Source organism: Lysobacter sp. Soil_C_15, from assembly GCF_057657315.1.
The window spans coordinates 113,279-140,055 of the sequence record NZ_JBDGIR010000007.1; the positions used below are offsets into that span (position 1 = coordinate 113,279).

Below are 26,777 nucleotides of genomic sequence, written 5' to 3' on the forward strand. Positions count from 1 at the left end.
AGTCGATGCTGCCGCGCAGCATCGGAGCGGGGGGGGTTACTCGAGTTCGTTCAGACGGCGGATCCGGCGCAGCCGGCGCTGGATCTTGGCCGGACGGGCGAAGCGGTACTCCTCGACTTCGACCGGCAGTGCGCACTCCTCGCCGAAGGCCTGGCGCATCGCATACAGGCGGCCGTTGCCTTCGAAGGCCAGCCAGCGCGCGCCGTCGCGGACGACCTTGATCTGCGAGACCGAGGGAATGATCTCGCTCAGCGCGGCCAGATCGAGCTTGCCGCGCGCCAGCAGTTCGTCGCGGCGCGCGAGCAGCGCCTGGGCGCGCGCCGCGGTGGCCTGCTGCGCCGATTCGCGGTCGATGCGGTGGATCGGGTGCAGCTCGCGCAGCGGCACCAGCGCCTGCGCCTTGTCGGCGCGCAGGCGGTGGATGTCCATGATCACCTTGGCCATGTAGGCGTCCTTGTAGTCGAGCGCGGCGACTTCGCTGCGCTTGCTCAACAAGTACAACCACCATTGGCGCAGCGGCGACATCAGTCGACGGCCACCGCGTGGGCGTGTTCGCGGGTGGCCAGGAACTCGACGCCGGGGGCGCGCTCCTGAGCCAGCTGCAGGTTGACCCGGGTCGGCGCCAGATAGACCAGCTGGCCGGCGGCGTCGACGGCCAGGTTGAGCGCGTTCTTGTCGCGGAACTCTTCCAGCTTCTTGGCGTCGCTGCAGCGGATCCAGCGCGCGGTCGCGACCGAGACCTGCTCGAAGCTGGCGTCGACGCCGTACTCGTCCTTGAGCCGGTAGGCGACCACGTCGAACTGCAGCACGCCGACCGCGCCGAGGATCAGGTCGTTGCTCATCAGCGGGCGGAAGAACTGGGTCGCGCCTTCCTCCGACAGCTGGGCCAGGCCCTTCTGCAGCTGCTTGAGCTTGAGCGGATCGCGCAGGCGGGCGCGGCGGAACAGTTCCGGGGCGAAGTTGGGGATGCCGGTGAACGACAGCGGCTCGCCTTCGCTGAAGCTGTCGCCGATCGAGATCGTGCCGTGGTTGTGGATGCCGATCACGTCGCCGGGCCAGGCGCTCTCGGCGATCTCGCGGTCGCTGGCCATGAAGGTCAGCGCGTTGGCCAGCTTCACTTCCTTGCCGGTGCGCGGATGGAAGGCCTTCATGCCGGCGCTGAACTTGCCCGAGCAGATGCGCATGAACGCGACCCGGTCGCGGTGCTGCGGGTCCATGTTGGCTTGGATCTTGAACACGAAGCCGGACAGCTTGTCTTCGTCGGGCTGCACGTCGCGGCTGGTGGTTTCGCGCGGCTTCGGCGACGGCGCGTGCTCGACGAAGAAGTCCAGCAGCAGCTGCACGCCGAAGTTGTTGACCGCCGAGCCGAAGAACACCGGGGTCTGCTCGCTGGCCAGGTACTTGGCCTTGTCGAACGGATGCGAGGCGCCTTCGACCAGTTCCAGTTCCTCGCGCAGTTCGGCCAGCATGCCGGCGCCGATCCGCGCTTCCAGCGCCGGGTCGTCGATCGAGGCGAAGATGGTCGAGTCCTGGCGGGTGAAGTTGCGGCCCTGTTCGTACAGGTGCACTTCGCCGCTGAGCAGGTGGACCACGCCCTTCAGGCGCTGGCCCATGCCGATCGGCCAGGTGATCGGCGCGCACTGGATGCCCAGCACCGACTCGACCTCGTCGAGCAGCTCGATCGGGTTCTTGCCTTCGCGGTCGAGCTTGTTGATGAAGCTCATGATCGGCGTGTCGCGCAGGCGGCACACCTCCATCAGCTTGATCGTGCGCTCTTCCACGCCCTTGGCCACGTCGATGACCATCAGCGCCGAGTCGACCGCGGTCAGCACCCGGTAGGTGTCCTCGCCGAAGTCGGCGTGGCCGGGAGTGTCGAGCAGGTTGACGATGCGGCCCTCGTAGGGGAACTGCATCACCGAGGAGGTCACCGAGATGCCGCGTTCCTTCTCCAGCGCCATCCAGTCGGAGGTCGCGTGGCGCGCGGCCTTGCGGCCCTTGACCGAGCCGGCCATCTGGATCGCGCCGCCGAACAGCAGCAGCTTTTCGGTCAGGGTGGTCTTGCCGGCGTCGGGGTGCGAAATGATCGCGAAGGTGCGGCGGCGGAGGGCTTGCTGGGTGACTTCGGACATGAGGACGGCGCGCCCGGGGCGCGTCGGGAGTCGAGAGGAAGGCGGCGATTATACCCGCGCGCGCCGCCGGCGCCGGGCGGGCCGAGGCCCCGGGGCGGCCCGCGGCCGCCGGGCGGGGCTCAGCGCGCCCCGCCGCCCAGGTGCAGCGGGCCCTGCGGGCCGCTCATCCGGAACGGGATCGATTCCAGGCGCATGCCGCGGTTGACCTGGACCGCGAAGTGCAGGTGCGGGCCGGTGCTGAAGCCGGTATTGCCGGACAGGCCGATCTGCTGCCCGGCGCGGACCCGCTGGCCGAGCCGGACCAGCACCCCGCCGTCGTCCTTGAGGTGGGCGTATAGGGCCATGCTGCCGTCGTCGTGGAGGATGCGGACGAAGTTGGCGCGGTCGCCGTACTTCTCCAGGTTCAGCCCGGCCTTGTCGAAATCGGATTCGACCTGCATCACCGTGCCGTCGCGCGCGGCCAGCACCGGGGTGCCGATGTCGGCGGCGAAATCGACCGCGTAGCGGTGTTCGGGCTCGCTGTGGCTGAAGTGGCCGCCGTAGCCCTGGTCGATGCGGAACTGCTGTTGCTGCAGCGGCAGCAGGTAGTCGACGTTGCGCGCGCGCGCGTCCGGGTCGCCCGGGGTGCTGCGCATGTTCAGTTCGAAGTCGCCGCCGCGGGTCGGGTCCTGGGCGCTGAGCACCGCCACCACCGCGCTGCTGCGCGCGTCCAGGATCGCCCGCGCCGGCAGGTGCGGCGAGCCGACGATGTTGTTGCTGTGGGTGAAATCCAGCCGCACCTCGATCGGACCGGCCAGGCTGTTGTCGGCCCAGGCCAGGTAGCGCTCGCCATCCTGCAGCACGCGCAGGCGGGCGATCGCGCCCGGCTCGGTGCGGAACGGGATGCGTTCGATTTCCGCTGGCGGCGCCCGCTCGGGCGCGCGGTCGCCGTAATGGACGATGCCCTGGCGGTCGGTCCAGCGGTACAGCTTGCCCGCTCGCGCGTCGGCGCCGGCGAGCGCGGTCAGGCAGAGCAGGGCGGCAAGATAATGGGAGGCACGCATGAGCGGATCGGAGGCGGGTCGTCAGTTCAGGCAGGAAGAGGACAGCGACAGGGTGCGGGCGATCTCGCCGAGGTCGAACGCGGCCACCGAACGGTCGTCGTGCACGGCGTACAGCGCGCCGAACGGAAACCCGGCGGTGCCGGCGGCGTGCAGGACGATGCCGTCGGTGTGGGCGGTGACCTCGCCGCGGAAGCTGCCGCGCGGGGCCAGGGTGGTGCGGTCGAACACGTGGAAGACGGTGCGCGGCATCAGCTGGTCGACCGCGATCCAGTAGCCGCCGCCGTCCGCGCAGCTCCACAGGGTTACGCCCTCGGCCTGGGCGTCGAAGCTGCGGTCGGGCAGGCGGCGGCCGGTGTAGCGGCCGGCCAGGGTGTACTCGCGCAGGGTCGACAGATGGCGCTCGTCCTCGTCGGCGATCAGCAGGCGGTCGTTGGCCGGGTCGCCGGCGATCGACTCGACCACGCGCAGGGCGGCGTCCTCGCTGGTGTCGCCGAACGCGCCCTGGTACTCGCTGCTCAGGCGGCCGTCCTGGTCGAAATGCAGGCGGTAGCGGCGCACGCGTTGATCGAGTTCGTTCAGCGGCGGCACCTGGTCGTACTTGTCGCCGTACATGAAGCTGTCGGTGACGTAGGCCTCCAACTCGCCGGGCGCGGTCTCGTGCAGCCACAGGCCGTAGGGGCTGCGCAGCTGGGCCTCGCCGAAGCTGGCCAACGGGGCGAAGTCGGGCAGGCGCAGCACCTGCACCCGATGGTTGTCGCGCTCGACCACGAATACGTGGTCGCCGAACACCGCCAGCCCGTTGGGGCGCTTGAACTGGCCCAGGGCGGAGCCCTTGCCGCCGACGCTGCGCAGGCGCTCGCCGGTATCGGCGTCGTAGACCTGCAACTGATGGGTGGACTTGGCGCTGGCGATCAGCCAGGTCTTGCCGTCTTCGCCGGGCCAGGTCGCCAGCGAGTCGAGTTCGTCCTGCGGACTGGGCGCGGACACGAAGCGCTCGGGCACGGTGCGCAATCGCGCCGGCCCCGCCGAGGTGGTGCGGGTTTCCGATTCCAACACCGGGCGGCTGGCGCAGGCGGCGAGCAGGGTCGCGCTGAGGGCGACGGCAAGGAGGCGGCTAGTCATCGTGGCAAGTGTATGCGCGACGCGTGGCGACCGGGCGAGGGTCGCGATGGCGACCGCCGTCCGGTTGCCGGGCCGTGTCGGCCGGGGCAGGGGCTCATAATAAATCGCTATATGCGGATGAAGCGATTGACAGCCCTCGGGGGCGCCGGCAGACTGTGCCCATCCATCGAGACCGGCTGAGGGACAGGCCCTTAGAAGCCGGGGCAACCCAACGCGGCGCAAGCCGCGCGAAGGTGCCAATTCCTGCGGCCCGCCCCCGCCCTAGAGGTGTGGAGGCGTCGGTCGGAAGATGGTTGCGAAGTGCGCCCCTCGCGGCGCACCTGCGACTTGCAAGCTCGATGGCCCCGTTCCTATCGGATGCCCGCCATGAGCTTCGCCCACAGCCCCGTTGCCAGTTTCGACGCCAGCGAACGCTTCGTTTCCCACGAAGCCAGCGCGCTGGCCCCGGCTCCCGCCGTCGAGCGCCTGAGCGCGCGCGGCGCCGCGACCCGCGGCGAGATCGCGCTCGAACTCGACCTGCGCCACGCCGGCCGCCGCCGCGTGACGCTGCGTTACGAAACCCAGGGCGAGGCCGGTCTGCCGGCCTTGTTCGTCGCCGGCGGCATTTCCGCCCACCGCCACCTGGCGCCGAGCCGCGAGTTCGCCGAGCCGGGCTGGTGGCATAGCCAGGTCGGCGCCGGCCGCGCGCTGGACCCGCAGCGTTTCCATCTGGTCTCGTTCGACTGGCTCGGCGCCGACGGCGAACTCGATGCGCCGCTGGACCCGGCCGATCAGGCCGACGCCATCGCGGCTCTGCTCGACGCGCTGCGCATTCCCTGCCTGCAGGCCTTCATCGGCTACTCCTACGGCGCCATGGTCGGCCTGCAGTTCGCTTCGCGCCACCCCTCGCGGCTGGGCGAACTGGTCTCGATCAGCGGCACCCACCGCGCCCATCCCTATGCCGCGGCGTGGCGCGCGCTGCAGCGCCGCGCGGTCGCGCTCGGCGCCCTGCAGTGCGACGAGAGCCAGGGGCTGGCGCTGGCGCGCGAGCTGGCGGTGCTGAGCTACCGCACCCCGGAAGAGTTCGCCGAACGTTTCGGCGCCGCGCAAGTGCGCGACGGCCGGGTCCGCGTCGACGCCGAGGACTATCTCGACCACTGCGGCCACAAGTACGTCGCGCGCACCCCGACCACCGCCTTCCTGCGCCTGTCCGAATCGATCGACCTGCAGCAGGTCGACCCCTCGACCATCCGCCTGCCGGTCACGGTGGTCGCGGTCGGCGAAGACCGGCTGATTCCGCTGAGCGAGTCCTACGATCTGATCGAGCGCCTGCGCGGCGAGACCCGGCTGCGCGTGCTGCGCTCGATCTACGGGCACGACGCCTGCCTTAAAGAAGAAACCGACATCGACACCATCCTGCGCGAAGCGCTGGCCGACTGTAGCCAGGTGGCCGCATGAGCATTGACATCAACGGAGCGGCCCACGTGACCCAGACCTCGACCCAGGCATCCAATGCCCCCACCCGCAACGCCTGTACCGCCGCGGTCCGCGCCGGCATCGATCGCGACGCCGCCTACGGCGCGGTGACCCCGCCGATCGTGCTGTCGTCGAACTTCAGCTTCGCCGGCTTCAACGACAAGCGCCAGTACGACTACACCCGCAGCGGCAACCCGACCCGCGACCTGCTCGGCGAAGCGCTGGCGGAGCTGGAAGGCGGCGCCGGCGGCGTGGTCACCTCGACCGGCATGTCGGCGATCACCCTGGTGCTGCACGCCTTGCTCAAGCCGGGCGACCGCATCGTGGTGCCGCACGACGGCTACGGCGGCAGCTGGCGCCTGTTCAACGCGCTGGCGGCGAAGGGCGCGTTCGAGCTGATCACCGCCGACCTCACCGACCCGCGTTCGCTGACCGAAGCGCTGGCGAGCAAGCCGGCGGTGGTGTGGATCGAAACCCCGTCCAACCCGCTGCTGCGCGTCACCGACCTGCGCTTCGTGATCGAGGCCGCGCACGCCCAGGGCGCGCTGACCGTGGTCGACAACACCTTCCTGTCGCCGGCTTTGCAGCGTCCGATCGCGTTCGGCGCCGACCTGGTCGTGCATTCGACCACCAAGTACATCAACGGCCATAGCGACGTGGTCGGCGGCGCGGTGGTGGCCAAGAGCGCCGAGCACCACCAGCAGTTGGTGTGGTGGGCCAATGCGCTGGGCCTGACCGGTTCGCCGTTCGACGCCTTCCTGACCCTGCGCGGCCTGCGCACCCTGGACGCGCGTCTGCGCGTGCATCAGGAGAACACCCAGGCCATCGCCCAGTTGCTCGATGCCCATCCGGCGGTGCGCGTGGTGCATTACCCGGGCCTGGCCTCGCACCCGGGCCATGCCCTGGCGGCGCGCCAGCAGAAGGGTTTCGGCGCCATGCTCAGCGTCGAGATCGACGGCGGCGAAGACGCGGTGCGCGCCTTCGTCGACGGCCTGAACTGTTTCACCCTGGCCGAATCGTTGGGCGGCGTCGAAAGCCTGGTCGCGCATCCGGCGACCATGACCCATGCGGCGATGTCGCCGGAAGCGCGCGCCGCCGCCGGCATCGGCGATGGCCTGTTGCGCCTGTCGGTCGGCATCGAGCATGTCGACGACCTGATCGCCGATCTGGAAGCCGCGCTGGAGCGCGCTTCGGCGGCGGTGGCCACCGCGGCGCGCGTCAAACGATGAGCGCGGCGGCCAGCGCTCTGTCGGCGCCGGCGTCCGCCGCGCGCATCGCCGCCGCCAACGCGCCGGCGCTGCCGGCGCGGGTCGCGCTGCTCGGCACCGGCACGGTCGGCGGCGCGGTGCTCGCGCGGCTCAAGGCCTGGCAGGGCACGCGCCTGGGCGAGCGCTTGACGCTGGTCCATGTCGCCAATTCGCGCCGCGCCGCGGTCGACCGCGCCGGGCTGGCGCCCGAGCGCGCCGCCACCGCGCTGACCGCCAGCGACCGGCCCAGCTCGCTCGACGAGGTCGCCGCGGCCCTGTCCTGGGATGGCCTGGCCGGCGACGGCGCTCGGGTGGTGGTCGACGCCACCGCCAGCGAAGCGGTCGCCGAGCGCCATGCGCAATGGCTGGCTCAGGGCATCCACGTGGTCACCGCGTGCAAGATCGGCCAGGGCACCTCGCTGGCGCGCTGGCGCGCGATCCGCGAGGCCTGCGCGCGCGGCGGCAGCGGCTACGGCGACAGCGCCACGGTCGGCGCCGGCTTGCCGCTGCTGCGGTCCTTGCGCGAACTTCAGGCCGGCGGCGACCGCATCCACGCCATCGCCGGCGTGCTATCGGGCTCGCTGGCCTGGCTGTTCAATCATTACGACGGCATGCGCCCGTTCTCGGCCCTGGTAAGGCAGGCGCGCGACGCCGGCTACACCGAGCCCGATCCGCGCGACGATCTGTCCGGCGAGGACGTGCGGCGCAAGCTGCTGATCCTGGCGCGCGCGGCCGGGGTGGCGCTGGAAGCGGGCGAGGTCGAGGTGGCCTCGCTGGTGCCGCCGGAACTGGCGATCCTGTCCAAGGAGAGCGTGGACGCGGCGTTGCCGGCGCTGGACGCGCCGCTGCGCGATCGCTACGCGGCGGCCTACAAGAACGGCGAGAAGCTGCGCTTCATCGCCCGCCTGGACTGCGGCGAAGACGGCCGCCACAGCGCCCGGGTCGGCCTGGAATCGTTGCCCGGCGATCACCCGCTGGCCGGCGGCGCCGGCACCGACAACAAGGTGGCGATCTGGTCCGACCGCTACCGCGACCAGCCGCTGGTGATCCAGGGGCCCGGCGCCGGCGCCGGCGTTACCGCGGCGGGCCTGCTCGACGACGTGCTACGCCTGGTCGGCTGAGCGGGGGCGGTGCCCCTGTAGGAGCGGCGTCAGCCGCGACCAAGGGACGCGTAGAAAATCCAAGACTGTCGTCAATGATCGAAGCTCGAAGCTATCGTCTGTAGGAGCGGCGCAAGCCGCGACCGCGGGACGCGCAGAAAATCCAAGACTGTCGTCAGTGATCGAAGCCCGAAACCTCCGCCAGGGTAGGAGCGGCGCAAGCCGCGACTGCCATCTCTCAATCTCGCCGCGCCTTGTCCCGCACCACTGTAGGAGCGGCGTAAGCCGCGATCGCGCTGTTGCGGTCTCGCGCCGTTTGTTATTCGAAGGCTTCAAGAGCTTCGAAAGCTTCAAAACTCTAAAGTTCCAAAGCTCCAAAGCAAGAGCTTCCGTCCGCAAGCGGCCGGGTTACTTTCTTTGTCCAAGGCGACAAAGTCCCACGGGATTTCCTGCGGTCAAAGGTAACCAAAGAAAACGCCATGGCTGTTTCGGATCAAGAGCCACTTGGGACGAAGCTGGCGCGGGGCTGCTCCGCACAGGCCATCCATGGCCTGGCTGCGCACGGCCCACATCCCTGCGGGCCGCCCTCCGGGGCTTCAGGGCGGTCTCGCGAGTTCGCCGCGGCGCTAAGCTCTTTACGGCAACGGCAACGGCAACGGCAACGGCAACGGCAACGGCAGCGGCCGGCGGATGTCGTTATGACAAAAACGAAATCGGAGCGCCGATCGGGGGGGTGATCGGCGCTCCGCTGCAGATCACCGCGGCGTATCGCTCGCCGCGGCTTTGCAAAACTGGACCGAGGGGCTAGCGCAGCCGGCCTCGCGATGCAGGAAATCCGAGGACGGGACGGAGAGAGAGAGCCGTCCCGCCCCTCTCCCGCGCACGGGAGAGGGGGGGCGCGAATGGCTTACTTCAGGCCGTTGCTGATCGCGTTGACCAACTCGCCCTGGGCGTCGTCGCCGCTGAACTCCCAGAAGAACGCGCCGCCGAGGTTCTGGGTCTTGACGTACTGCATCTTCTCGCCGATCAGCGCCGGCGTGTCGTAGCTCCAGAAGGTGTTGCCGTCGTACTTCCAGGTGGCGCGGGCGTTGGCGTCGGTGTAGATCGTGCCCGGCTTGCCCTTGAGCACCTTGTAGTCCTCGATGCCGGCCTCGTAAGTGCCCTGGGCGGCGCTGCCGCTCTGGTACAGGCCGTTGTTGACGTTGGCCACGTTGGTCCAGCCGCGGCCGTAGAAGCCGATGCCGAGGTTGATCTTCGAGGCCGGCACGCCGCGGCTCAGGAAGGCCTCGATCGCGTCGTTGGAGTTGTAGAACTTCTGGTCGCCGGTGGACGGATCGTTGGGCGAGGCGAACAGGGCCGAGTGATGATTGGTCTTCGGATCCCACGCGCCGTGGAAGTCGTAGGTCATCACGTTGATGAAGTCCAGGTACTGGTGGTACGCGGCCGGGTCGGTGACGCGGATCTTGTCGATGCCGGCGCCGACGGCGACGGTCAGCAACAGGCCCGGGCGCACCGCGTCGAGCTGCTTGCGGAACTCGGCCATCAGCGCGTTGAAGTTGGCCTTGTCCTCCGGGGTGCCGCAGGTCAGGCCGCAGGCGACGGGGTATTCCCAGTCGATGTCGATGCCGTCGAACACGCCGGCCGCCGCGCCCGCGCCGCCGGCGCCGTCGGTGACCGGCAGGTTGCCCTTGATGTAGGCGTCCACGCACGAGGCGACGAAGGCCTGGCGGTTCTCCGGGCGCGCCGCGCTGGAGAAGCCGCGCGACCAGGTCCAGCCGCCGAGCGAGATCAGCACCTTGATGTTCGGGTGCTTGGCCTTGAGCTGCTTGAGCTGGTTCCAGTTGCCGCGCAGCTTCTGGTCCCAGGTGTCGCCGACGCCGCTGACGCTTTCGCCGGCCTGGAACGACTTGGTGTAGTCGGCGAACGCGTCGCCGCCGACGCCGGTGTTCGGATCCGACGGCACGGTCAGGCCGACTTCGCAACGGTTGTTGCGGACGTTGCCGAAGGCGTAGTTGATGTGGGTCAGCTTGGACGCCGAGCCGCTGGTGTCGATGTTCTTGACCCGGTAGCCGCGGCCGTAGATGCCCCACTGGGCGAAGTAGCCGATCACCTTCTTGGCGCCGCCCGGGGTGGCCGGCTTGGTGGTGGCGCTGATCGAGGCGCTCTGCGCCGAGGCGTTGCCGGCGTTGTCGCGGGCGCGCACGGTGAAGGTGTAGCTGGTGCTCGCGGCGAGATTGTTGACCACGTAGCTGGTGCCGGTCGGCGAGCCGGCGAGGCTGCCGTTGCGGTAGACGTCGTAGCCGGCCATGCCGCTGCCGCCGCTGTTGTCGGTGGAGGCGTTCCAGCTCAGCGAGACGCTGCTGGAGGTCTGCGCGGGCGAGGCCAGGCCGGCAGGCACGCTCGGCGGTGTAGTGTCGGCCGGGCCCGAGCTGACGGTGACGCTGACCGCGGACGAGGTGGTGGTGGCGTTCTGGTTGTCCTTGGCCACCGCGGTGAAGCTGTGGCTGCCGGCGCCGGCGTTGCTCCAGGTCACGCCGTACGGCGCGCTGGTGTCGACGCCGAGCGAGGTCGTGCCGCGGAAGAATTCGACGCTGGCGATGCTGCCGTCGCTGTCGGCGGCATTGGCGCTGACCGCGATGTTGGCGCCCACGTTGTAGCTGGCGCCGTTGCTGGGCGAGGTCAGCGACACGGTCGGCGGCTTGTTGCCCGGGCCGGTGCCGCACACGCCCAGGTCGGTGTAGTAGCTGCAGCTCGGGCAATGGGTGGGCGGGGTGTTCCAGATCGGGCCGTTGGCCTGATACAGGTGATTTTGGTAGGTCAGCTTGTCGCCGGCGGCGTAGATGGTGGACGGGTTCCAGGCCGGAACGCCGTTGCAGGAGGCCTGCGCATACGCCGTCGACAGCGACGAGGTGGCGGCCAACGCCGACAACAACAGCAGGTTTGCGGACCGTGCGTGTCTCATGAGTGCTTCCTCTCCCGTGCGTAGTCAAGACTTCGCCGGCCGCGAACGGCCGACGGCAGATCCCCGCCGTGTTTAGAAGAAGGGCCGCTGGCCCTCCGCATTGCCGGGGAGCTCGGGCTCCCTCGAGTGATCGGCGCGATGCGCCGTCGGGTACTGCTGCTTGTCCTGCCGCGTACTGCCGCCGCTGCGGCGCGACCGGTGCGATGGGCCGGTCGTACGCGTTGTCGCGATCCCCTGTGGAGAGAGCGGCTTCCTCCTGTGCCTGGCGCGCCTGGCTCGACCTGGACGGCGCGCTGGACGCGTCCGGTCTGTTCGCTGTGCACGCTGGCGATGCGTGACAACGTTGTCAACGCGCTTGCTAGGCGTTTGCGCTGCAGTTCACAGAATCCCCTGACAACGTTGGTTTCGTTAATGGCCGTTTGCTGCGCCGCAGCGAAATGGTGCGCGAAAAGCGTCTGAAAAACAGTGAGATAAGTCCATGTCCGTTGGACATTAATTGTCATGTCGAGACAAGCGCGACGCACTTCTCGTCTTGGCCGACAGCACCATGTTGCGTTGCGCAATCGTGCGCGACGACGCAGCCGGATGCCGGTGCTCGCCACACTCGGAACGGAGCCGGGGAACGCAGGGCGCGGCGTTCGCAATGCGCGTGCGGGCACACATTTTCGACGCGCGCCGCCCTGGCTATAGTCCGCGCGTCCGGCCGCCGCTGGCCGGTGTTGCGGGGCACGATCATGAATGCGAAGGCGTGGATCGGCGGTGCGTTGTGGTGGACCTGCGCGTGGGCGGCCTCGGCCGCGCCGCCGGTGATCGAGGCCGATCCCGGCTGCCGCTATCGCCGGCTCGGTACGGTCGCGATCGAGGCCGGCACTCGGGTGAAAGAGAATTCGTTCGACCGCGATCCGAGCCCGGTCCACTACCCGCGCGCGTTCGCCCGTCTCGCCGAGGCGGCGGCGCAGCAAGGCGCCAACGCGGTGATCCTGCGCAAGCATCGGGCGACCTATTACACCCGCGCCGGACGGCGCACGCCCGAAGCGGTGCACGTGCAACTGGGCGGCGCGGCGATCCTGCTCGAAGACCCGCAAAGCTGCACCCTGGAGCTGTCCGACCCACGCGCCTACGCGACCAGCGGCAAGAGCGAGCGCATCGTCGACACCACCTCGGACCGCGCCTACGGCGACGATTGAGCGCCTGGATCGGCGATGCAACGAATGAGCAGCAACGAGCAACGAGCGAAGGCCGGGCTCGTCTTCGCGTACCGGTTCCTCCGCATTCGTTGCTCTTTACTCGTTCCTACGCACTTCCCGTCGGCGCCATCTGGCCGGCGGCGGGCCGGCCCGGCGCAGCTCCAGGCCCAATGACCGGCGCCGCGCGCGTCAGCGGTGCGGCGCCGGCCGGCTCTCGCGCAGGGCGCGCACTTGCTGCGCCGCGACCGCTTCGCTGCGGCCGCCGTAACGGCTGCGCAGCCATTGCGCCAGCTCGGCCAACTGCGCGTCGTCGAGTTCGTCGCCGAAGCCGGGCATGTCCTGCATCCGTTCCAGCCCGGGCAGATCGTGTTCGGGCAGGCCGTCGAGCAGGGCGACGATCAGGTTGTGCGGCCGCGGATCGCGCAGGCCGCTATTGCCGCGCAGCGCCGGGGCGACGTGCGGCACGCCCTCGCCGTCGCGGCCGTGGCAGCCGGCGCACAAGGCCAGGTAGCGGTCGTGGGCCGGCGCGGGCGGCGCCGGTACGGCCGGTGCGGGCAAGGCGACGGCGGGCGCGGCGCGGTCGCCGGTCAGATAGGTCGCGATCGCATCCAGGTCCGCGTCGCGCAGACGGCTGGTGGACAGGTCGACCACCTTGAGCATCTCATCCGAAGCCACCGCCTGCGCGGCGCTGCCGGTGGCCAGGTAGGCGCGCAACCCGGCGCGGTCCCAACCGCGTGCGGCCAGGCCTTGCGGGGTCAGGTCGGGCGCGGCGAAACGGCCCAGTTCGGCATTGCCCTGCAAGGGGCGGTCGCGCTCGATCTGGCCCAACCGGCCGCGCGGGCTGTGGCATTCGCCGCAATGGCCGAGGGTTTCGACCAGGTACTGGCCGCGTTTCCACTGCGCCGACTGTCCTTGCGAGGCCGGCGTCGTCCGCGCGCCGGCGAACAGCCAGTTCCAGGCGTGGATGCCGCTGCGGAGGTTGAACGGAAAGCCGACTCCGTTGCGCCGGTTGGCCTGTTTCACCGGCGCCCGGGTCATCAGATAGGCGTAAATGGCGTCGCTGTCGGCGCGGACGATGCGGCGATAGGAGACGTAGGGCATCGCCGGATACAGCTGGTGGCCGTCGCGCGCTTCGCCGCGGGTCAGGGCGTGGTGGAAGTCGTCGGCGGTGTAGCGGCCGATGCCGGTGTCCGGATCGGGGGTGATGTTGGTGCCGTGGATGACCCCGAACGGCGAGGCCAGCGGTACGCCGCCGGCGAACGGCGCGCCGCCCTCGGCGGTGTGGCAGGCGGCGCAGTCGGCGGCTGCGGCCAGGTAGCGGCCGCGTTCGATCTGCTCGGCGCTGGCCCGGACCGTCTGCACCGGACCGCGCTGCGCCCGCCAGGACCACAGCCCGCCGATCAGCCACGCCAGCGCGACGGCCAGCGCCAGCCACAGCAACCCACGTTTCCAGCGGCGCCGTTTCATCGGCCTTGCTCCCGTGCGTCGCCGTCGCGGACCAGGCCCGGCGTGTCCAGGGCCAGTTGCCGCACCGCCTGGTAGTAGCGCACGTAGCCGGTGCAGCGGCACAGGTGCGGATCCAGGGCTTCGGTGATGGTTCGCTCCAGGTCGGCGCGCGCCACCGGCTGCTTGCGCAACCGTTCCAGCAGCACGGTGGCGGCGTTGACGAAGCCCGGCGTGCAATAGCCGCACTGGAAACTGAAGTGGTCGAGAAAGGCCTGCTGCACCGGCGAGAGTTCGACGATGCGGCCGCTCTCGTCGCGGCGCGCATGGCCTTCGACGGTGCGGATGCGCTTGCCCTGGAAGTAGTGCGCGCCGGTGATGCAGCTGCGCAACTCACGCGGACCGCGCTCGTCGTCGACGATCACGGTGCAGGCGCGGCACACGCCCTGGCCGCAGCCGAAGCGGGTGCCGGTCAGGCCGAGGTACTCGTGCAGCACATCGACCAGCATCATGTCCTCGGGCACCTCGACCGGGCCATAGGCGCGGCCGTTGACGGTCAGGCGCAGCGGACGGGTGCGCAGGCCGCTGCGATCGGCGTCGGCGCTCATGCGCGGGCCTCCTCGGCGTCGGTGTCGTCCTGCGCCAGCGCGGCCAGGACCTTGTCCGGGGTGATCGGCAGCTCGCGCACGCGGCGGCCGGTGGCGTGGGCGAAGGCGTTGGCGATCGCCGGCACCACCGCGATCATCGTCACCTCGGCGATGCCTTTGGGCGGGTCGCTGTCCGACAGCGGCGGCAGCACTTCGCCGGTCTGTTTCCACACCGCGACGTCGCGCGCCCGCGGCAGGGTGTAGCGGTTGAAATTCCAGGTGCCGTTGCCGGGGCCGTCCTCGTACAGCGGCAGGTACTCGTGCAGGGCATGGCCGATGCCCATCGCCAGGCCGCCCTGCAACTGGCCGGACACCAGTTCGGGCACGATCGGCGTGCCGCATTCCATGATCGAGTGGTGGTTCAGCAATTCGATCCGACCGCTCGCGGTATCGACCGCGACTTCGGCCAAGGTGCCGACCACGCTGTAATAGACCACGCCGGCGTTGTTGCGCTGGGCCGGCGGGTAGTCCACCCGGCGCCGTTCCAGCATCCGATAGCCGTTCGCGGTCGGCGTGCCGAGGCCGGCACCGTCGCCGTCGCCCCAGCGCAGCGCCAGGCCGTCCAGCGGCAGCCGCGCTTCGTCGCCGGGCAGGGGAAACTCGGCTTGCGCCCATTGCCAGCGGTTGAAGGTATGCACCACCGCGCCGGTGGCCAGGCCCAACTCGTAGGCCGCGGCGGCCAGTTCGGGCAGGGCCAGCGGCTGCAGGCTGCCCGCGGTCAGGCGGCCTTCGACCCAGCGCGCGTCCTCGCGCCGCACCGCCAGCGGCGCGAGCTGGCCGCCGCCGTAGCCGCGGCTCCACAGCGCCAGCGCCGCCGGCCACAGGCCTTGCACGAACACCTGCCGCGCCGCCTCGCGGGTGGCGTGGCCGAAGAAATACGCCGAGTTGCTGGCGCTGCTGGGGCTGGCGTAGTTCGGCGTCCAGCGCGGATCGCCGACGTGCGCGTCCTGGGTCGCCTGCGACATCAGCCAGGGGTCGTCGGTGGCGACCATCGGCAGTTCCGGCCAGGCGGTCTCGCCGGTACGGACCTCGTCGGCGGGGCGGCCCAGCCATGGCGCGCACAGCGCGGCCTGGCTGGTGGCCATGCCGGTGCCCATCTCGATGCCGATATGGCGCAGCGCGATGCGGCCGTCGCGTCCCAGCGCGACTTCGGCGAACGCGGCTTCGGCGCCGGTGCCGTAGTCCTTCTGCACGCAGCCGAAGCCGACTCCGTAGCGATGGCCGGGATGGGCCGCTTCGTACTCGCGCTTGCGCGCGGCGCGCTGGGTCCACAGCGGGTGCATGCGCGCCTTTCGCAGCACCTCGCCGGCGCGCTGCACGCCGCCGGGAATCGCGCCCTGGGTGTTCTTCATGCCGGTGTCGAACACGTTGCGCAGGCGCAGTTCGATCGGATCCAGGCCCAGTTCGGCGGCGATCTCGTCGACCAGCATCTCGGTCGCGCCCATGCTCTGCAAAGTGCCGTAGCCGCGCGCCGAGCCGGCGTCGAGCGCGCGCGAGGCGATCACCGTGCTGGCCAGGTCGCTGCGCGGGAAATAGTAGATCGATTGCGCCGCGGTCGCCGCGACCAGGCAGACCGAGGGCGAGAAGTTGCGCCGGCCGCCGCCGTCGCCGAGCATGCGCCCCTGGAACACCTCGAAGCGGCCGCTGGCGCGGTCCAGCTTGAGCCGGTAATGCATGCGGAAGCTGTGCCGCTTGAGGCTGGACTGGAACTGCTCGTAGCGGTCGTTGGCGAGACGCACCGGACGGCCGTCGCCGTACAGCGCCGCCATCAGCGCATAGAACGGAAACGGGTTGTGGTCCTTGGAGCCGTAGCCGACGGTGTAGCAGGGATGCAGGACCAGGCTCTTCACCGCGAAACCGCTGGCCGCGAGCATGCGCGCGCCGTCCTCTGCGACTTCGTTCGGCGACTGGGTCGCCGACACCGCGTGCAGGATGCCGGTGGCGGCGTCGAACCAGCCGTTGCCGTTGTCCAGCTCCATCGCCGCGGTGTCGATCGATTGCGAGAAGTACTCGCGCTCGAACACCTGCTTGCCGGCGCCGGCCGCGCGCAGTTCGGCTTCGATCGCCTCGGCATGGGCCATGCCCTGGGCGTCGAGCTTGCCGGCTGCGTCGGCCGACGGCCATTGCGGCACTTGCTTGCGATAGCCGGACGGGAACAGCGGCGTGTCCTTGAGACTGGAGTAGACGTCGTCGTCGAACGGCGTGGCGCCGCCGACGCGCACGTAGCGGAAGCTGGCCCAGGGTTCGCGTTCGATCGGTCCGGTCTGCGCGCCCCAGCGGATCGTCCCGTCGTCGAACTTGAGCCGGCTCTTGGCCGCGCGGAAGCGGGCGAAGTCGTGCCAGACCAGCAGGGCCACGGCCTGGCCCAGGTAGGCCGGGGTCTTGCCCTCCGGCAGCAGCATGTCCTCGCCGTAGAACGGCGGCAGGGCGACGCTGTCGCGAGCCAGGTCGGCGGCCGTCGCGATCCGGTCGGGCTGCAGGCCGGCGCCGAGCCGGGACAAGTCGAAACCCGCATAGACACGATCGGCGCGGGTCGCGCGCAGCAGCATCGCGTGCGCCTGCTGGCTGGGCCAGCCGGGCAGGTCGCGGCCGCGCATGTCGTAGCTGAAAAGCTTTTCGCCGGTGACCTTGGCGGTGGCGTCGGTGCGGTAGCGCAAGCGGCCGCGCGCGGAGTCCCACGGCGGCGGACGGATGCGTTCGCGTTCGAACAGGGCGGCGAGGGCGTCGCTGCCGGGGGCGGCGACGTACACGGCGATGCCGGCGACCAGGCTGGACTTGAGGAAGTCGCGACGACTCAGGCGAGCGGGCATGGGCGGGCTCCGGCTGGCTGTGCCGATAGTAGGCACATGCTGCGGAGCAAAATGCGGTGAAGTTGCGAGAGCGAGGCGGCCCGAGGGGGGCCGCGGCCGAGCCGCCCGGCCGGATCAGCCTGGCGGCGGCAGCGCCGCGGCCCAGGCGCAGATCGCCTGCGCGGCGGCGGCCGCCTGTACCTGCAGCAGGAAATGCGGAGCGTCGAACGCGACTTCGCTCAGCGTCGGGACGCGCGCGCGAATCCGGGCCAGGCTGTCGGCGGACACCAGCCGGTCGCGCTCGGCGCGCAGGTACAGCAGCGGGCAATCGATCGCGGCGAGCGCCTCCTCGGCATCGACCCGACCGGCCTCGCGCAGGCGATGGCGCAGCACCGCCGGTGCGACCGAGCGCAGCAAGGCCTGCAGGCGCTCGATCCGCTCCGGCGTGCGCCAGCGGCCGAGCAGCCACGGCGCGGCGAAGGCGGCGGGCAGGCCTTGCAACGGCAAGACGGTGGCGATGCGGGCCAGGGTTCGCGTCGGCAGCGGCGACCCGGGCAAGCGCGGTGCGCTGGCGAAGCTGGCGCACAACACCAGCCCGGCGAGCCCGGGCGGACGTTGCGCGGCGAGCCGGACCGCGATCGGACCGGAAAACGATTCGCCGAGCAGCAAATAGGGTTCGGCCCGCGGCAAGTGCGGTCGCACGAAGCCGACCAGTTCGTCGTAGCCGAGCGCGCGCTGCGGCGGGTAGGCCAGGATCTCCACCGGCAGCCGCGGCGCCATCGCCGCGGCGAACTCGTCCAGCCAGGCGCCGCTGCCGTCCATGCCGGGCAGGACGATGCAGCGCGCCGGCCTCATGCGCCGGCGGCCCGGGCGGCCAGACGGTCGAGCGCCTTGAGCAGCATCGGCCGATGCCGGGCCAGCTTCATCCAGGTCGGCAGGCGCGAGATCATCGAGGCGTTGCCGGCGACGCGGCTGCGTTCGCGTTGGCCGGCGTCGACGTAGCGGCGCAACTCGGCCAGATGCTCGGCGTTGTAGGCCCACAACAGGCCGCAACGGGTCGGTTCGGTCAGGCGCAGCGGCGCGCCCAGATGCGGGTCGCGCGGTTCGCCGCCGCGATGCGGCGCGAGCTGCAATTCGACTTCGCTCTCGCGGCCGCAGGCCCGGCAGCGCGCGGGCGCGCTCGCGGGCGAGACCGCGGGCCGGCGCTCGCGCAGCGCGTCCACGACCACCCATCGGTGGCCGCAATAGCCGCAGGGGCGACGACCGCTGACGCGTACCGGTCCGAACCACCCGTCCGCGGTGTCGTGCAGGCCGCAACAGGTCGCGCGCTGCGCCTGCAGGCCGCAGCCGGCGCAGACCAGACGGGCCAGCCGGCGGCCGTCGGCGCTGTCGGCGACCACGCTGGCCGGACGCGCGCAGCGCGGGCAATGCACTTCGATCCGGCCGGCATAGCGCCCTAGGCCGTGGCCGTCGTCGAGGTGCCGGCGCGGCCTCATGCGCGCCTCAGCACTCGATGACGTTGACCGCCAGGCCGCCGCGCGAGGTTTCCTTGTACTTGTCCTGCATGTCGCGGCCGGTGTCGCGCATGGTCTTGATGACCTTGTCCAGGCTGACCTTGTGCTTGCCGTCGCCGCGCATGGCCATGCGGTAGGCGTTGATCGCCTTGACCGCGCCCATCGCGTTGCGCTCGATGCAGGGGATCTGGACCAGGCCGCCGATCGGGTCGCAGGTCAGGCCGAGGTTGTGCTCCATGCCGATCTCGGCCGCGTTCTCGATCTGGCTCGGGGTGCCGCCGAGCGCGCCGACCAGGCCCGCCGCGGCCATCGAGCAGGCCACGCCGACCTCGCCCTGGCAGCCGACTTCGGCGCCGCTGATCGAGGCGTTTTCCTTGTACAGGATGCCGACCGCGGCGGCGGTGAGCAGGAAATTGCGTACGCCCTGCAGGTTGGCGCCGGGGCAGAAGCGGTCGTAGTAATGCAGCACCGCCGGGATGATCCCGGCCGCGCCGTTGGTCGGCGCGGTGACCACGCGGCCGCCGGCGGCGTTTTCCTCGTTGACCGCCAGCGCGTAGAGGTTGACCCAGTCGAGCACGGTCAGCGGGTCGCGCATCGCCGCCTCGGGCTTGGTCGACAGTTCGGCGTGCAGGGCCGGCGCGCGGCGCGAAACGTGCAGGCCGCCGGGCAGGGTGCCGGTCTCGCGGATGCCGCGGTTGACGCAGGACTGCATCGCGTTCCAGATCTCGTCCAGGCCGGCGTTGATCTCCTCGTCGCTGCGCCAGACCCGCTCGTTGGCCATCATCAGCTCGGCGATCGACAGGCCGCTGCGCTGGCATTGCGCCAGCAGCTCGTCGCCGGAATGGAACGGATAGGGCAGGTCGGTGGTGTCGGCGACGATGCGGTCTTCGGCCGCCTCGTCCTGGTTGACCACGAAGCCGCCGCCGACGGAGTAATAATCGCGGGTGGCGATCACGCCGCCGTCGGCGTCGTAGGCGGTGAAGCGCATGCCGTTGGTGTGGAACGGCAGTTTCTGGCGCTTGTTCATGATCAGGTCGTGCTTCTCGTCGAAGCCGATCTCGTGGCGACCGAACAGGCGGATGCGCTTGGTGCTGCGGATGCGCTCCAGCGCCGCCGGGATGATGTCGGGGTCGATCTGGTTCGGCCAGTGGCCTTCCAGCCCCATCAGCACCGCCTTGTCGGTGCCGTGGCCGCGCCCGGTCAGGGCCAGCGAGCCGAACACTTCGGCGCGCACGCGCGCGGTGCGGGCCAGATCGGCGCCGGCTTCGCCCGTGCCGCAGCCTTCGATCAGCCAGCGCTCGATGAAGCGCGCGGCGGCGCGCATCGGGCCGACGGTGTGCGAGGAACTCGGACCGATGCCGATCTTGAACAGGTCGAAACTGCTGACTGCCACGGGTTGGCTGCTCCAACGTAGGGTCGGACGGGGCTGGCGTCCCGGGCGGACGGACGCCTGTGCGTCCGGGGGCCGCGCCAGGGCGGGGAGGGCGCTTATTCTACGCAGGCGCCGTTGCGCGCGTGCCCCGCCTTTGCCGCGTTTTCCGCCATACCACAGCGAATTGACGATGCCCGATACCCCCCCTGCTGCGCTGATCCTGTTCCAACGCGACGATTGCCATCTGTGCGACCTGGCGCTGGAGGTGCTGGCGCAGGCACGGGCGCCGGAGTTCGACAGCGTCTTCATCGACGAGGACGAGGCGCTGGAAGCGCTGTACGGGATGCGGGTGCCGGTGCTGCGCGATCCGGCTCGCGGGGTCGAGTTGGACTGGCCGTTCGACGCGGCGCGCTTGGCGGCCTGGCTGGCGGGCGCCTAGGCCCGCTCCCGCATCTTCGGGGCGCGGGGTAGGAGCGGCGCGAGCCGCGACCACGGGGCGCGCAGAAAATCCAAGGCCGACGCCATCGATCGAAGGCCAAGGCCATCGCGGGGTAGGAGCGGCGCCCCACAGGGATTTCCTTCGGTCACAAGCCGCGACCGCCATCTCGCCCGTTCGCCGCGTCTTTGTCCTACGCCCCTTTAGGAGCGGCGTCCCACGGGGATTTCCTTCGGTCATAAGCCGCGACCGCGCTGCTGCGGTCTCGCGGCGTCTGTATTCGAAGGCTCTAAAGGCTCAAAGCAAAGCTTCCGTCCGCAAGCGGCCGGGTCACTTTCTTTGTCCAAGGCGACAAAGTCCCACGGGATTTCCTTCGGTCAAAAGTAACCAAAGAAAACGCCATTCCTGTTTCGAATCAAAAGCCACTATGGGACGGAGCCTGCGCAGGGCTGCTCCGCACAGGCCATCCCTGGCCTGGCTGCGCACGGCCCGCATCCCTGCGGGCCGCCCTTCGGGGCTTCAGGGCGTTCTCGCGAGTTCGCTGCGGCGCCAAGCTCATTACGGCAACGGCAACGGCAACGGCAACGGCAACAGCAACGGCAACGGCAACAGCAACGGCAGCGTCTATGGCAGCCGGTGGCGTGCCCAGCTGGGCTTACTTCGCCGCCGCGAACGTCACCTTGGTGCTGACCGCGACTTCGTTGGGGATGATCGAGGTGTCGGCCCAGTCGCCGCCGCCGACGTTGTAGTCCAGGCGCTTGACCGTGGCCTTGCCGGCCAGCACCGGCTTGGTGCCCGGGGTCCAGGTGAAGGTCAGGGTCACCGGCTTGGTCGCGCCGCGCAGGCTCAGGCTGCCGTCGGCGGCGTAGTTGTTGCCGCCCAGGCTGCGGAACTTGGTCGCGGTGAAGCGCGCCTGCGGGAACTTGGCGATGTTGAAGAAATCCGCGCCCTTGAGGGTGTCGTCGCGCTCGGCGTTCTTGGAGTTGGCGCCGGCCAGCGGGATCACCACGTCGAGCTTGGATGCGGCCAGCTGGGCCGGGTCGAAGCTCAGCCGCGCGGTGAAGCCGGGGAAGGTGCCGGCGAAGGTCTCGCCCTGGTACTTGGTCGCGAACACCAGGGTCGAGCCCGCCTGCGAGACGTAATCGGCGGCGAGCGCGGGCGTGGCGGCGGCGAACAGCAGGCCGGCGAGGGCGAGGGACTTAAGGCGCATCGGGGGTCTCCGGAAGGGAAGCGGGGGAAGGGGCGTTGGGAGTGCTGCGGCGGCCGGGCAGCATGCGCCGCAAGGTGTCGTCGTTCTGGAACAAGTGGTGGTAGAAGGCCGCGCCGGCGTGCGCCAGCACCAGCGCCAGCAGCAACCAGAAGCCGTACTCGTGCAGGGTGCGGCTGAGTTGGGACAGCTCTTCGCTGCGCTGGGCGATCTTGGGCAGGTTGAACAGGCCGAAGTACTGCAGCGGATAACCCGAGGACGAGTTGAACACCCAGCCCGAGATCGGCAGGGCGAACATCAGCGCGTACAGCGCCCAATGGGTCAGCGAGGCGATGCGTTCCTGCCAGTGCGGCGTGCCCGCGACCGGGCGCGGGGCGCCGGCGTAAAAGCGCCACAGCAGGCGCAGCGCGACCAGGCTCAGCAAGGTCAGGCCGAGCGATTTGTGCAAGGCGTAGATCTTGATCTTGGACGGGCCGTTGTTCATGTCGACCATGGTCAGGCCGATGATCGCGATCGCCGCGATCAACAGCACGACCGCCCAATGCAGCAGCTGGCTGATCGGGCCCCAGCGGTCGGCGGTGTTCTTCAGGGTCATCGGCGTGGCTCCGGTTCGGCCGTGGCGGCGCTGGGTGGGGAAGTGGGGACGGGGTCGGCCGGCTCGTCGGCGGGCGGATCGAACGCCGGGGTTTCGACCGCCTCGGCCGCGGAGGGTCCGAGGTAGGCGCCGCGTACCGCCTCGGCCTCGATGCGCAGCTCGACCTCGTCGCCGATCGCCGATTTCCAGGCGTCGATGCCGTAGTCGGCGCGGCTCAGGCGCGCGCTGGCGGAGAAGCCGGCGGTGCGGCGGAACGGCGGCAAGGGGTGGCGCTTGAGCGCGTTGAGGCGCACGTCCAGGCACAGCGGCCGGGTCGCGCCGTGCAGGCTGAGCCGGCCGCAAACCTGGGCGCGGTCGGGGTCGGCCGGGTCGGGCTCGACCCGTTCGGAGACGAACCGCGCCAGCGGATGGCGCTTGCCGTCGAGCAGGTTGGCGGCCAGCGCGGCCCGGTTCCATTTCGCGTCGCCCAGGTCGAGCCGGGTCAGCGGCACTTCGACTTCGAGCCGGGCGCTGCGCCAGTCGGCGCGGTCGAAGCTCAACCGGCCGCGACTGCCGGACACGGTGCCGATCGCCTGCGAGAAGCCGGCGTGGGACACGGCGAACATCACCCGGGTGTGGACCGGGTCCAGGCCGTAGGTCTCCGGCCCGGCCGCCCGCGCCGGCGCGATCGCCGCCAGCGAGGGCAGGATCAGCGCGACGGCGACGCAGTGGCGAATGAGAGACATGACAGCTCCGGCAAGGTTCGGGGAATTCTAGGCACAGTGTTGCGAAGCCGAGGCTAAACGCGCGCAACGATCCGTTTCGGGGTCCTGCCCGGCGGCCGCCCGGCCGCGCCCCTCTTGCCGCTGCCGCCGCTATCGCCCAGCCTAATGGGCGAGGACATATCGAAGGACCGAGGTTGGGACGCCACGTTCCACCAGGGGAGGGAACCGAATGCTGCGATCCTTGCTATGCCTGTGCGCGGCCGCGCTCGTGTCCGCGCTCGCGGCGCCGCGCGATGCCGCCGCGGCAGTGCCGGAGGCGCCGCGCGCGCGGCTGATCGGCGTCGCCGACGGGCTGCCCTCGAGCAAGGTCAACGGCATGGCCTTCGACCGCGCCGGCTACCTGTGGCTGGCGACCACCGACGGCCTGGCCCGCTACGACGGCATCGGCGTGCAGGTGTGGCGGCATGTCCCCGGCGACGAGCGTTCGCTGCCCGGCAACGACCTGGCGATCGTGGTCGTCGACGAGCGCGACCGGATCTGGGTCGCCGCCGAGGGCCGCGGCCTGAGCATGATGGGACCGCAGCGCGACGGCTTCGTCCACTACCGTCGCCAACAGCACCCGCAGATCGGCAGCGACGACACCTTCGCGGTCGCCAGTCGCGCAGGCGAGGTCTGGTTCGGCACCTACGGCGGCGGCCTGCACCGCCTGCGCGGCGGGCGCATCGAGCGCTTCGCGCCGCGCCCCGGCGACCCGCGCAGCCTGCCTTCGGAGACCGTGTTCGCGCTGACTTACGACGCGCGCGGCGAGTTGTGGGTCGGTACCTTCAAGGGCTTGGCGCGCTGGACCGGGCGCGATTTCGAAACCGTGGTCCTGCCCGGCGAAGATCCGCTGCCGTGGGTGTATTCGATCGTCGCCGACGGCGAACGGCTGTGGGTCGGCACCCGCACCGGCCTGTACCGGCGCGAAGCCGACGGGCGCTGGACGGTGCCGGAATTCGCGCCGATGTTCGGCCAGCTCAATGCGGTGCTGAGCCTGGCGCCGGACCGCGGCGGCCATTACTGGCTCGGCACCCAGCGCAGCATCTGGCGCGCGGCGCCGGGCCAGGTGCCGGTGCCGGTGGCGCTGGGGCCGGCGCGGCCGGCTCGGCCGGTGCAGCAGATCCTCGGCCAGGGCGACGGCGCGTTCTGGTTTCCGCTGGCCGGTACCGGGGTGGGGTATCTGCGCGCGGACTGGCGCCGCATCGCCCAGTACTCGCGCGAACGCCACGACCTTTCCGCCGAGTTGTACTCGGCGCTGGCGCCTTCGGCGCAAGGCGGCTGGTGGCTGGTCGGTTCGCGCGGCGAGATCGAGCGCCTGCATCGCGACGGGCGCATCGAGGCCTTCGGCGACGGTCCGCATCCCGCGCTCGGCAAGGGCGTGGTCTACGCCGCGGTCGAGGACCGGCGCGGCCGGCTGTGGGTCGCCACCAGCCGCAACAGCGTGGTCCGGATCGAGCCCGACGGCAGGGCGCGCGAGTGGACCGCGGACATGGCCGATGCGGTGCTCGACGGCAAGCCGGACCGGATGCTGATCGCGCCCGACGGCAGCCTGTGGATTTCCTACCTCGCCGCCGGCCTGCAACGGCGCGACCCGGACAGCGGCAAGGTGCTGGCTTCGATCCGGGTCGGACCCGGCCAGGGCATCGGCAGCGGCGACATCGACGGCCTGCGCTTCGCCCCGGACGGCGTGCTGTGGGCCGCGACCGGGCAGGGCCTGCTGCGCTACGACGCGGCGCGCAACCGGATGGACACGGTGCCGGGCATCGCCGCCGATCGCGTGTTCGGTTTCGCCTTCGAGTCCGCCGACAGCCTGTGGCTGCATCGCTTGAACGGCCTGGAGCGTTATCGCCGCGACGGAGCGCAATGGCGGCTGCAGGAACGCGCCGGCGTCGAGGTCGGCGTTCCCGCCGCCGAAAGCACCGGCCTGTTCCGCGATCGCGGCGGACGCTTGTGGCTGACCACCGCACGCGGCCTGTTCCGCTGGGACCCTCAGCGCCGCCACCTGCGCCGCTTCGGCGTGCAGGACGGGATGAGCAACCAGGAATTCGTCCGCCGCACCGCCGCGCTGAGCGAGCAGGGCGTGCTGGCCGCCTCGTTGTCGGACGGCAGCGTGGTGCTGGTCGATACCGTCTTGCCGGATCCGCCGCCGCGCCGCTCCAACCTGCAATGGCATCAGTTCGCGGTGCGCCGGCACGGGCGCTGGATGCCCCTGCCGCTGCAGGACGGCCCGGATACCGCCGGCGCGGCGCGCCCGGCGCAGTACCGCGACTTGCCGACTCTGTCGCCGGACGATCGCGAACTGCGCGTGCAACTGCGCCTGCTGTCGTTCGACGACCCGCAGGCCAATCGCTACTACACCCGCCTGGACGGCTACGACACCGACTGGGTCGCGGTCGGCGACAGCGGCGAGCGCGTGTTCGCCGGCTTGGGGTCGGGCAGCTATCTGCTGCACGCGCGCGCCGTCGACGCCAACGGCAATCCCTCCGCCCAGCGCACCCTGGCGTTCAAGGTGCTGCCGCCGTGGTGGCGCACGCCGCCGGCGCTGGCCGCGCTGGGCTGCGCGCTGATGCTGCTGGGCTGGTGGGGCGCGGCGGCCTATCAGCGCCGGCTGCAGCGCCGGCTGTCGTGGCAGCGCGCCGAGCACGAGCGCGAGGTGGCCAAGCAGGCCTCGCTGGCCAAGACCCGCTTCCTGGCCACCCTCGGCCACGAGGTGCGCACGCCGATGACCGGCGTGCTGGGGATGAGCGAGCTGCTGCTGGACACGCCGCTGGATCAAAAACAGCGCGAATACACCCAGTCGATCCGCCGCGCCGGCGAACACCTGCTGCGCCTGGTCAACGACGCGCTGGACCTGGCCCGGATCGAGTCGGGCAAGCTGGAGCTGGCCGACGAGGCCTTCGATCTGCGCGTCCTGGCCGAGCAGGCGGCGAGCCTGATGCGGCCGTTGGCGCGGCAGCGCGGGCTGGAGTTCGAGATCGCGATCGCGGCCGATGCGCCGTGCGGCCTGCGCGGCGACGCCAGCCGGGTGTGCCAAGTGCTGCTCAACCTGCTCGGCAACGCGATCAAGTTCACCGAGGCCGGCCGGGTGCGGCTGAGCGTGGCGGCGTTGCAGCCGCGCGGGGTGCGGTTCGAAGTCGCCGATACCGGGCCGGGGCTGAATGCCGAACAGAAGGCGCGCCTGTTCCGCCGCTTCGAGCAGGCCGAGGGCGCGCGCACCAGCGCGCGCTACGGCGGCAGCGGTCTCGGCCTGGCGATCAGCCAGGAGCTGGCGGCGGCGATGGAGGGCCATATCGCGGTATACAGCGAGCCGGGCGAGGGCGCGCGCTTCGTGTTCGACTTGCCCCTGCCCGCGGCCGCACCGCCGCCCGCGGTCGCGCCCGGCGCGCAGCAGCGGGCCGCGCCGGCGCCGGCCCTGTCGGTGCTGCTGGCCGAGGACGACCCGACCGTGGCCGAGGTGGTGGCCGGCCTGCTGCGCGCTCAGGGCCATCGCGTGGCCCATGTCGCCAACGGCCTGGCGGCCTTGGCCGAGGCCGCGACCGCGCGCTTCGACCTGGCCTTGCTCGACCTCGACCTGCCCGGCATCAACGGCCTGGACCTGGCCCGGCAATTGCGCCTGCAGAACTTCGCCGGGCCGCTGATCGCGGTGACCGCGCGCGCCGACGCCGAGGCCGAGCCGCAGGCGACCGCGGCCGGCTTCGACCGTTTCCTGCGTAAGCCGGTCACCGGGGCGATGCTGGCCGAGGCGCTCGCCGCCGTGGCGGGTCAGGCATGATCGGCCGGGACGGG

20 protein-coding genes and 1 riboswitch are annotated in these 26,777 nt (G+C 70.8%); of the genes, 6 read left to right on the plus strand and 14 right to left on the minus strand.

The features are described from left to right. Positions 1-36: 36 nt before the first annotated feature. From AC3A57_RS16765 to AC3A57_RS16780, 4 genes are all read right to left on the minus strand, one after another. Positions 37-525, minus strand: a complete 489-nt coding sequence (locus tag AC3A57_RS16765) for a hypothetical protein (protein WP_487579966.1) — start codon at positions 523-525, stop codon at positions 37-39. After that, positions 525-2,129, minus strand: coding sequence for a peptide chain release factor 3 (locus tag AC3A57_RS16770; RefSeq protein ID WP_487579967.1), 1,605 nt, complete (start codon positions 2,127-2,129; stop codon positions 525-527). Before AC3A57_RS16770 ends, AC3A57_RS16765 begins: the two co-directional genes overlap by 1 nt. A 119-nt stretch (positions 2,130-2,248) precedes the next feature. Continuing rightward, positions 2,249-3,172, minus strand: a complete 924-nt coding sequence (locus tag AC3A57_RS16775) for a peptidoglycan DD-metalloendopeptidase family protein (RefSeq protein ID WP_487579968.1) — start codon at positions 3,170-3,172, stop codon at positions 2,249-2,251. Positions 3,173-3,193: 21 nt separating this feature from the next. Beyond that, positions 3,194-4,294, minus strand: a complete 1,101-nt coding sequence (locus AC3A57_RS16780; protein ID WP_487579969.1) for a phytase — start codon at positions 4,292-4,294, stop codon at positions 3,194-3,196. Positions 4,295-4,454: 160 nt separating this feature from the next. After that, positions 4,455-4,566: riboswitch (SAM riboswitch) on the plus strand. A 94-nt stretch (positions 4,567-4,660) separates the two neighbouring features. Here AC3A57_RS16780 and metX point away from each other — a divergent pair. The 3 genes from metX to AC3A57_RS16795 are packed head-to-tail and all read left to right on the plus strand — an operon-like array spanning position 4,661 to position 8,117. Next, positions 4,661-5,731 (plus strand): homoserine O-succinyltransferase MetX, encoded by a 1,071-nt coding sequence (gene metX, locus AC3A57_RS16785; protein ID WP_487579970.1) that lies wholly within the window; start codon positions 4,661-4,663, stop codon positions 5,729-5,731. Next, positions 5,728-6,978 carry an O-succinylhomoserine (thiol)-lyase gene (locus AC3A57_RS16790; protein WP_487579971.1) on the plus strand — a complete coding sequence of 417 codons (1,251 nt, stop codon included), beginning with the start codon at positions 5,728-5,730 and terminating at the stop codon, positions 6,976-6,978. Before metX ends, AC3A57_RS16790 begins: the two co-directional genes overlap by 4 nt. Further along, positions 6,975-8,117 (plus strand): homoserine dehydrogenase family protein, encoded by a 1,143-nt coding sequence (locus AC3A57_RS16795; RefSeq protein ID WP_487579972.1) that lies wholly within the window; start codon positions 6,975-6,977, stop codon positions 8,115-8,117. Before AC3A57_RS16790 ends, AC3A57_RS16795 begins: the two co-directional genes overlap by 4 nt. An 886-nt stretch (positions 8,118-9,003) precedes the next feature. Here the strand turns inward: AC3A57_RS16795 and AC3A57_RS16800 are convergent. Further along, positions 9,004-11,058, minus strand: a complete 2,055-nt coding sequence (locus AC3A57_RS16800) for a glycosyl hydrolase family 18 protein (RefSeq protein WP_487579973.1) — start codon at positions 11,056-11,058, stop codon at positions 9,004-9,006. Positions 11,059-11,792: 734 nt separating this feature from the next. On the opposite strand from AC3A57_RS16800, the gene AC3A57_RS16805 reads away from it, so the two are divergent. Continuing rightward, the gene (locus AC3A57_RS16805; RefSeq protein ID WP_487579974.1) at positions 11,793-12,245 is read left to right on the plus strand and encodes a hypothetical protein; all 453 of its coding nucleotides are present in this window, start codon (positions 11,793-11,795) and stop codon (positions 12,243-12,245) included. Positions 12,246-12,434: 189 nt separating this feature from the next. Here AC3A57_RS16805 and AC3A57_RS16810 read toward each other — a convergent pair whose 3' ends face one another. The 6 genes from AC3A57_RS16810 to AC3A57_RS16835 all read right to left on the minus strand — a co-directional run bounded on the left by AC3A57_RS16810 (position 12,435) and on the right by AC3A57_RS16835 (position 20,031). Next, positions 12,435-13,712, minus strand: coding sequence for a c-type cytochrome (locus tag AC3A57_RS16810; RefSeq protein WP_487579975.1), 1,278 nt, complete (start codon positions 13,710-13,712; stop codon positions 12,435-12,437). After that, on the minus strand, positions 13,709-14,296 hold the full coding sequence (locus AC3A57_RS16815; protein WP_487579976.1) for a (2Fe-2S)-binding protein: 588 nt from the start codon (positions 14,294-14,296) through the stop codon (positions 13,709-13,711). Before AC3A57_RS16815 ends, AC3A57_RS16810 begins: the two co-directional genes overlap by 4 nt. Next, on the minus strand, positions 14,293-17,145 hold the full coding sequence (locus AC3A57_RS16820; protein WP_487579977.1) for a xanthine dehydrogenase family protein molybdopterin-binding subunit: 2,853 nt from the start codon (positions 17,143-17,145) through the stop codon (positions 14,293-14,295). The genes AC3A57_RS16815 and AC3A57_RS16820 overlap by 4 nt, the downstream gene beginning before the upstream one ends. Positions 17,146-17,259: 114 nt before the next feature. After that, complete coding sequence (locus tag AC3A57_RS16825) at positions 17,260-17,979, minus strand: alpha/beta fold hydrolase (protein WP_487579978.1); 720 nt, start codon at positions 17,977-17,979, stop codon at positions 17,260-17,262. After that, complete coding sequence (locus tag AC3A57_RS16830) at positions 17,976-18,620, minus strand: hypothetical protein (protein ID WP_487579979.1); 645 nt, start codon at positions 18,618-18,620, stop codon at positions 17,976-17,978. The genes AC3A57_RS16825 and AC3A57_RS16830 overlap by 4 nt, the downstream gene beginning before the upstream one ends. 7 nt (positions 18,621-18,627) lie before the next feature. After that, positions 18,628-20,031 carry an L-serine ammonia-lyase gene (locus AC3A57_RS16835; RefSeq protein ID WP_487579980.1) on the minus strand — a complete coding sequence of 468 codons (1,404 nt, stop codon included), beginning with the start codon at positions 20,029-20,031 and terminating at the stop codon, positions 18,628-18,630. Positions 20,032-20,200: 169 nt separating this feature from the next. Between AC3A57_RS16835 and AC3A57_RS16840 the strand changes: the two genes are divergently transcribed. Further along, complete coding sequence (locus AC3A57_RS16840) at positions 20,201-20,449, plus strand: glutaredoxin family protein (protein ID WP_487579981.1); 249 nt, start codon at positions 20,201-20,203, stop codon at positions 20,447-20,449. A 652-nt stretch (positions 20,450-21,101) separates the two neighbouring features. Here the strand turns inward: AC3A57_RS16840 and AC3A57_RS16845 are convergent. The 3 genes from AC3A57_RS16845 to AC3A57_RS16855 are packed head-to-tail and all read right to left on the minus strand — an operon-like array spanning position 21,102 to position 22,973. Further along, on the minus strand, positions 21,102-21,656 hold the full coding sequence (locus AC3A57_RS16845; RefSeq protein WP_487579982.1) for a YceI family protein: 555 nt from the start codon (positions 21,654-21,656) through the stop codon (positions 21,102-21,104). Then, positions 21,646-22,248, minus strand: coding sequence for a cytochrome b (locus AC3A57_RS16850; protein ID WP_487579983.1), 603 nt, complete (start codon positions 22,246-22,248; stop codon positions 21,646-21,648). The genes AC3A57_RS16845 and AC3A57_RS16850 overlap by 11 nt, the downstream gene beginning before the upstream one ends. Next, positions 22,245-22,973: a YceI family protein gene (locus AC3A57_RS16855; RefSeq protein ID WP_487579984.1), complete on the minus strand. Its 729-nt coding sequence runs from the start codon at positions 22,971-22,973 to the stop codon at positions 22,245-22,247. Before AC3A57_RS16855 ends, AC3A57_RS16850 begins: the two co-directional genes overlap by 4 nt. Positions 22,974-23,220: 247 nt before the next feature. On the opposite strand from AC3A57_RS16855, the gene AC3A57_RS16860 reads away from it, so the two are divergent. After that, positions 23,221-26,763, plus strand: a complete 3,543-nt coding sequence (locus AC3A57_RS16860; RefSeq protein ID WP_487579985.1) for a hybrid sensor histidine kinase/response regulator — start codon at positions 23,221-23,223, stop codon at positions 26,761-26,763. Positions 26,764-26,777: the final 14 nt, after the last annotated feature.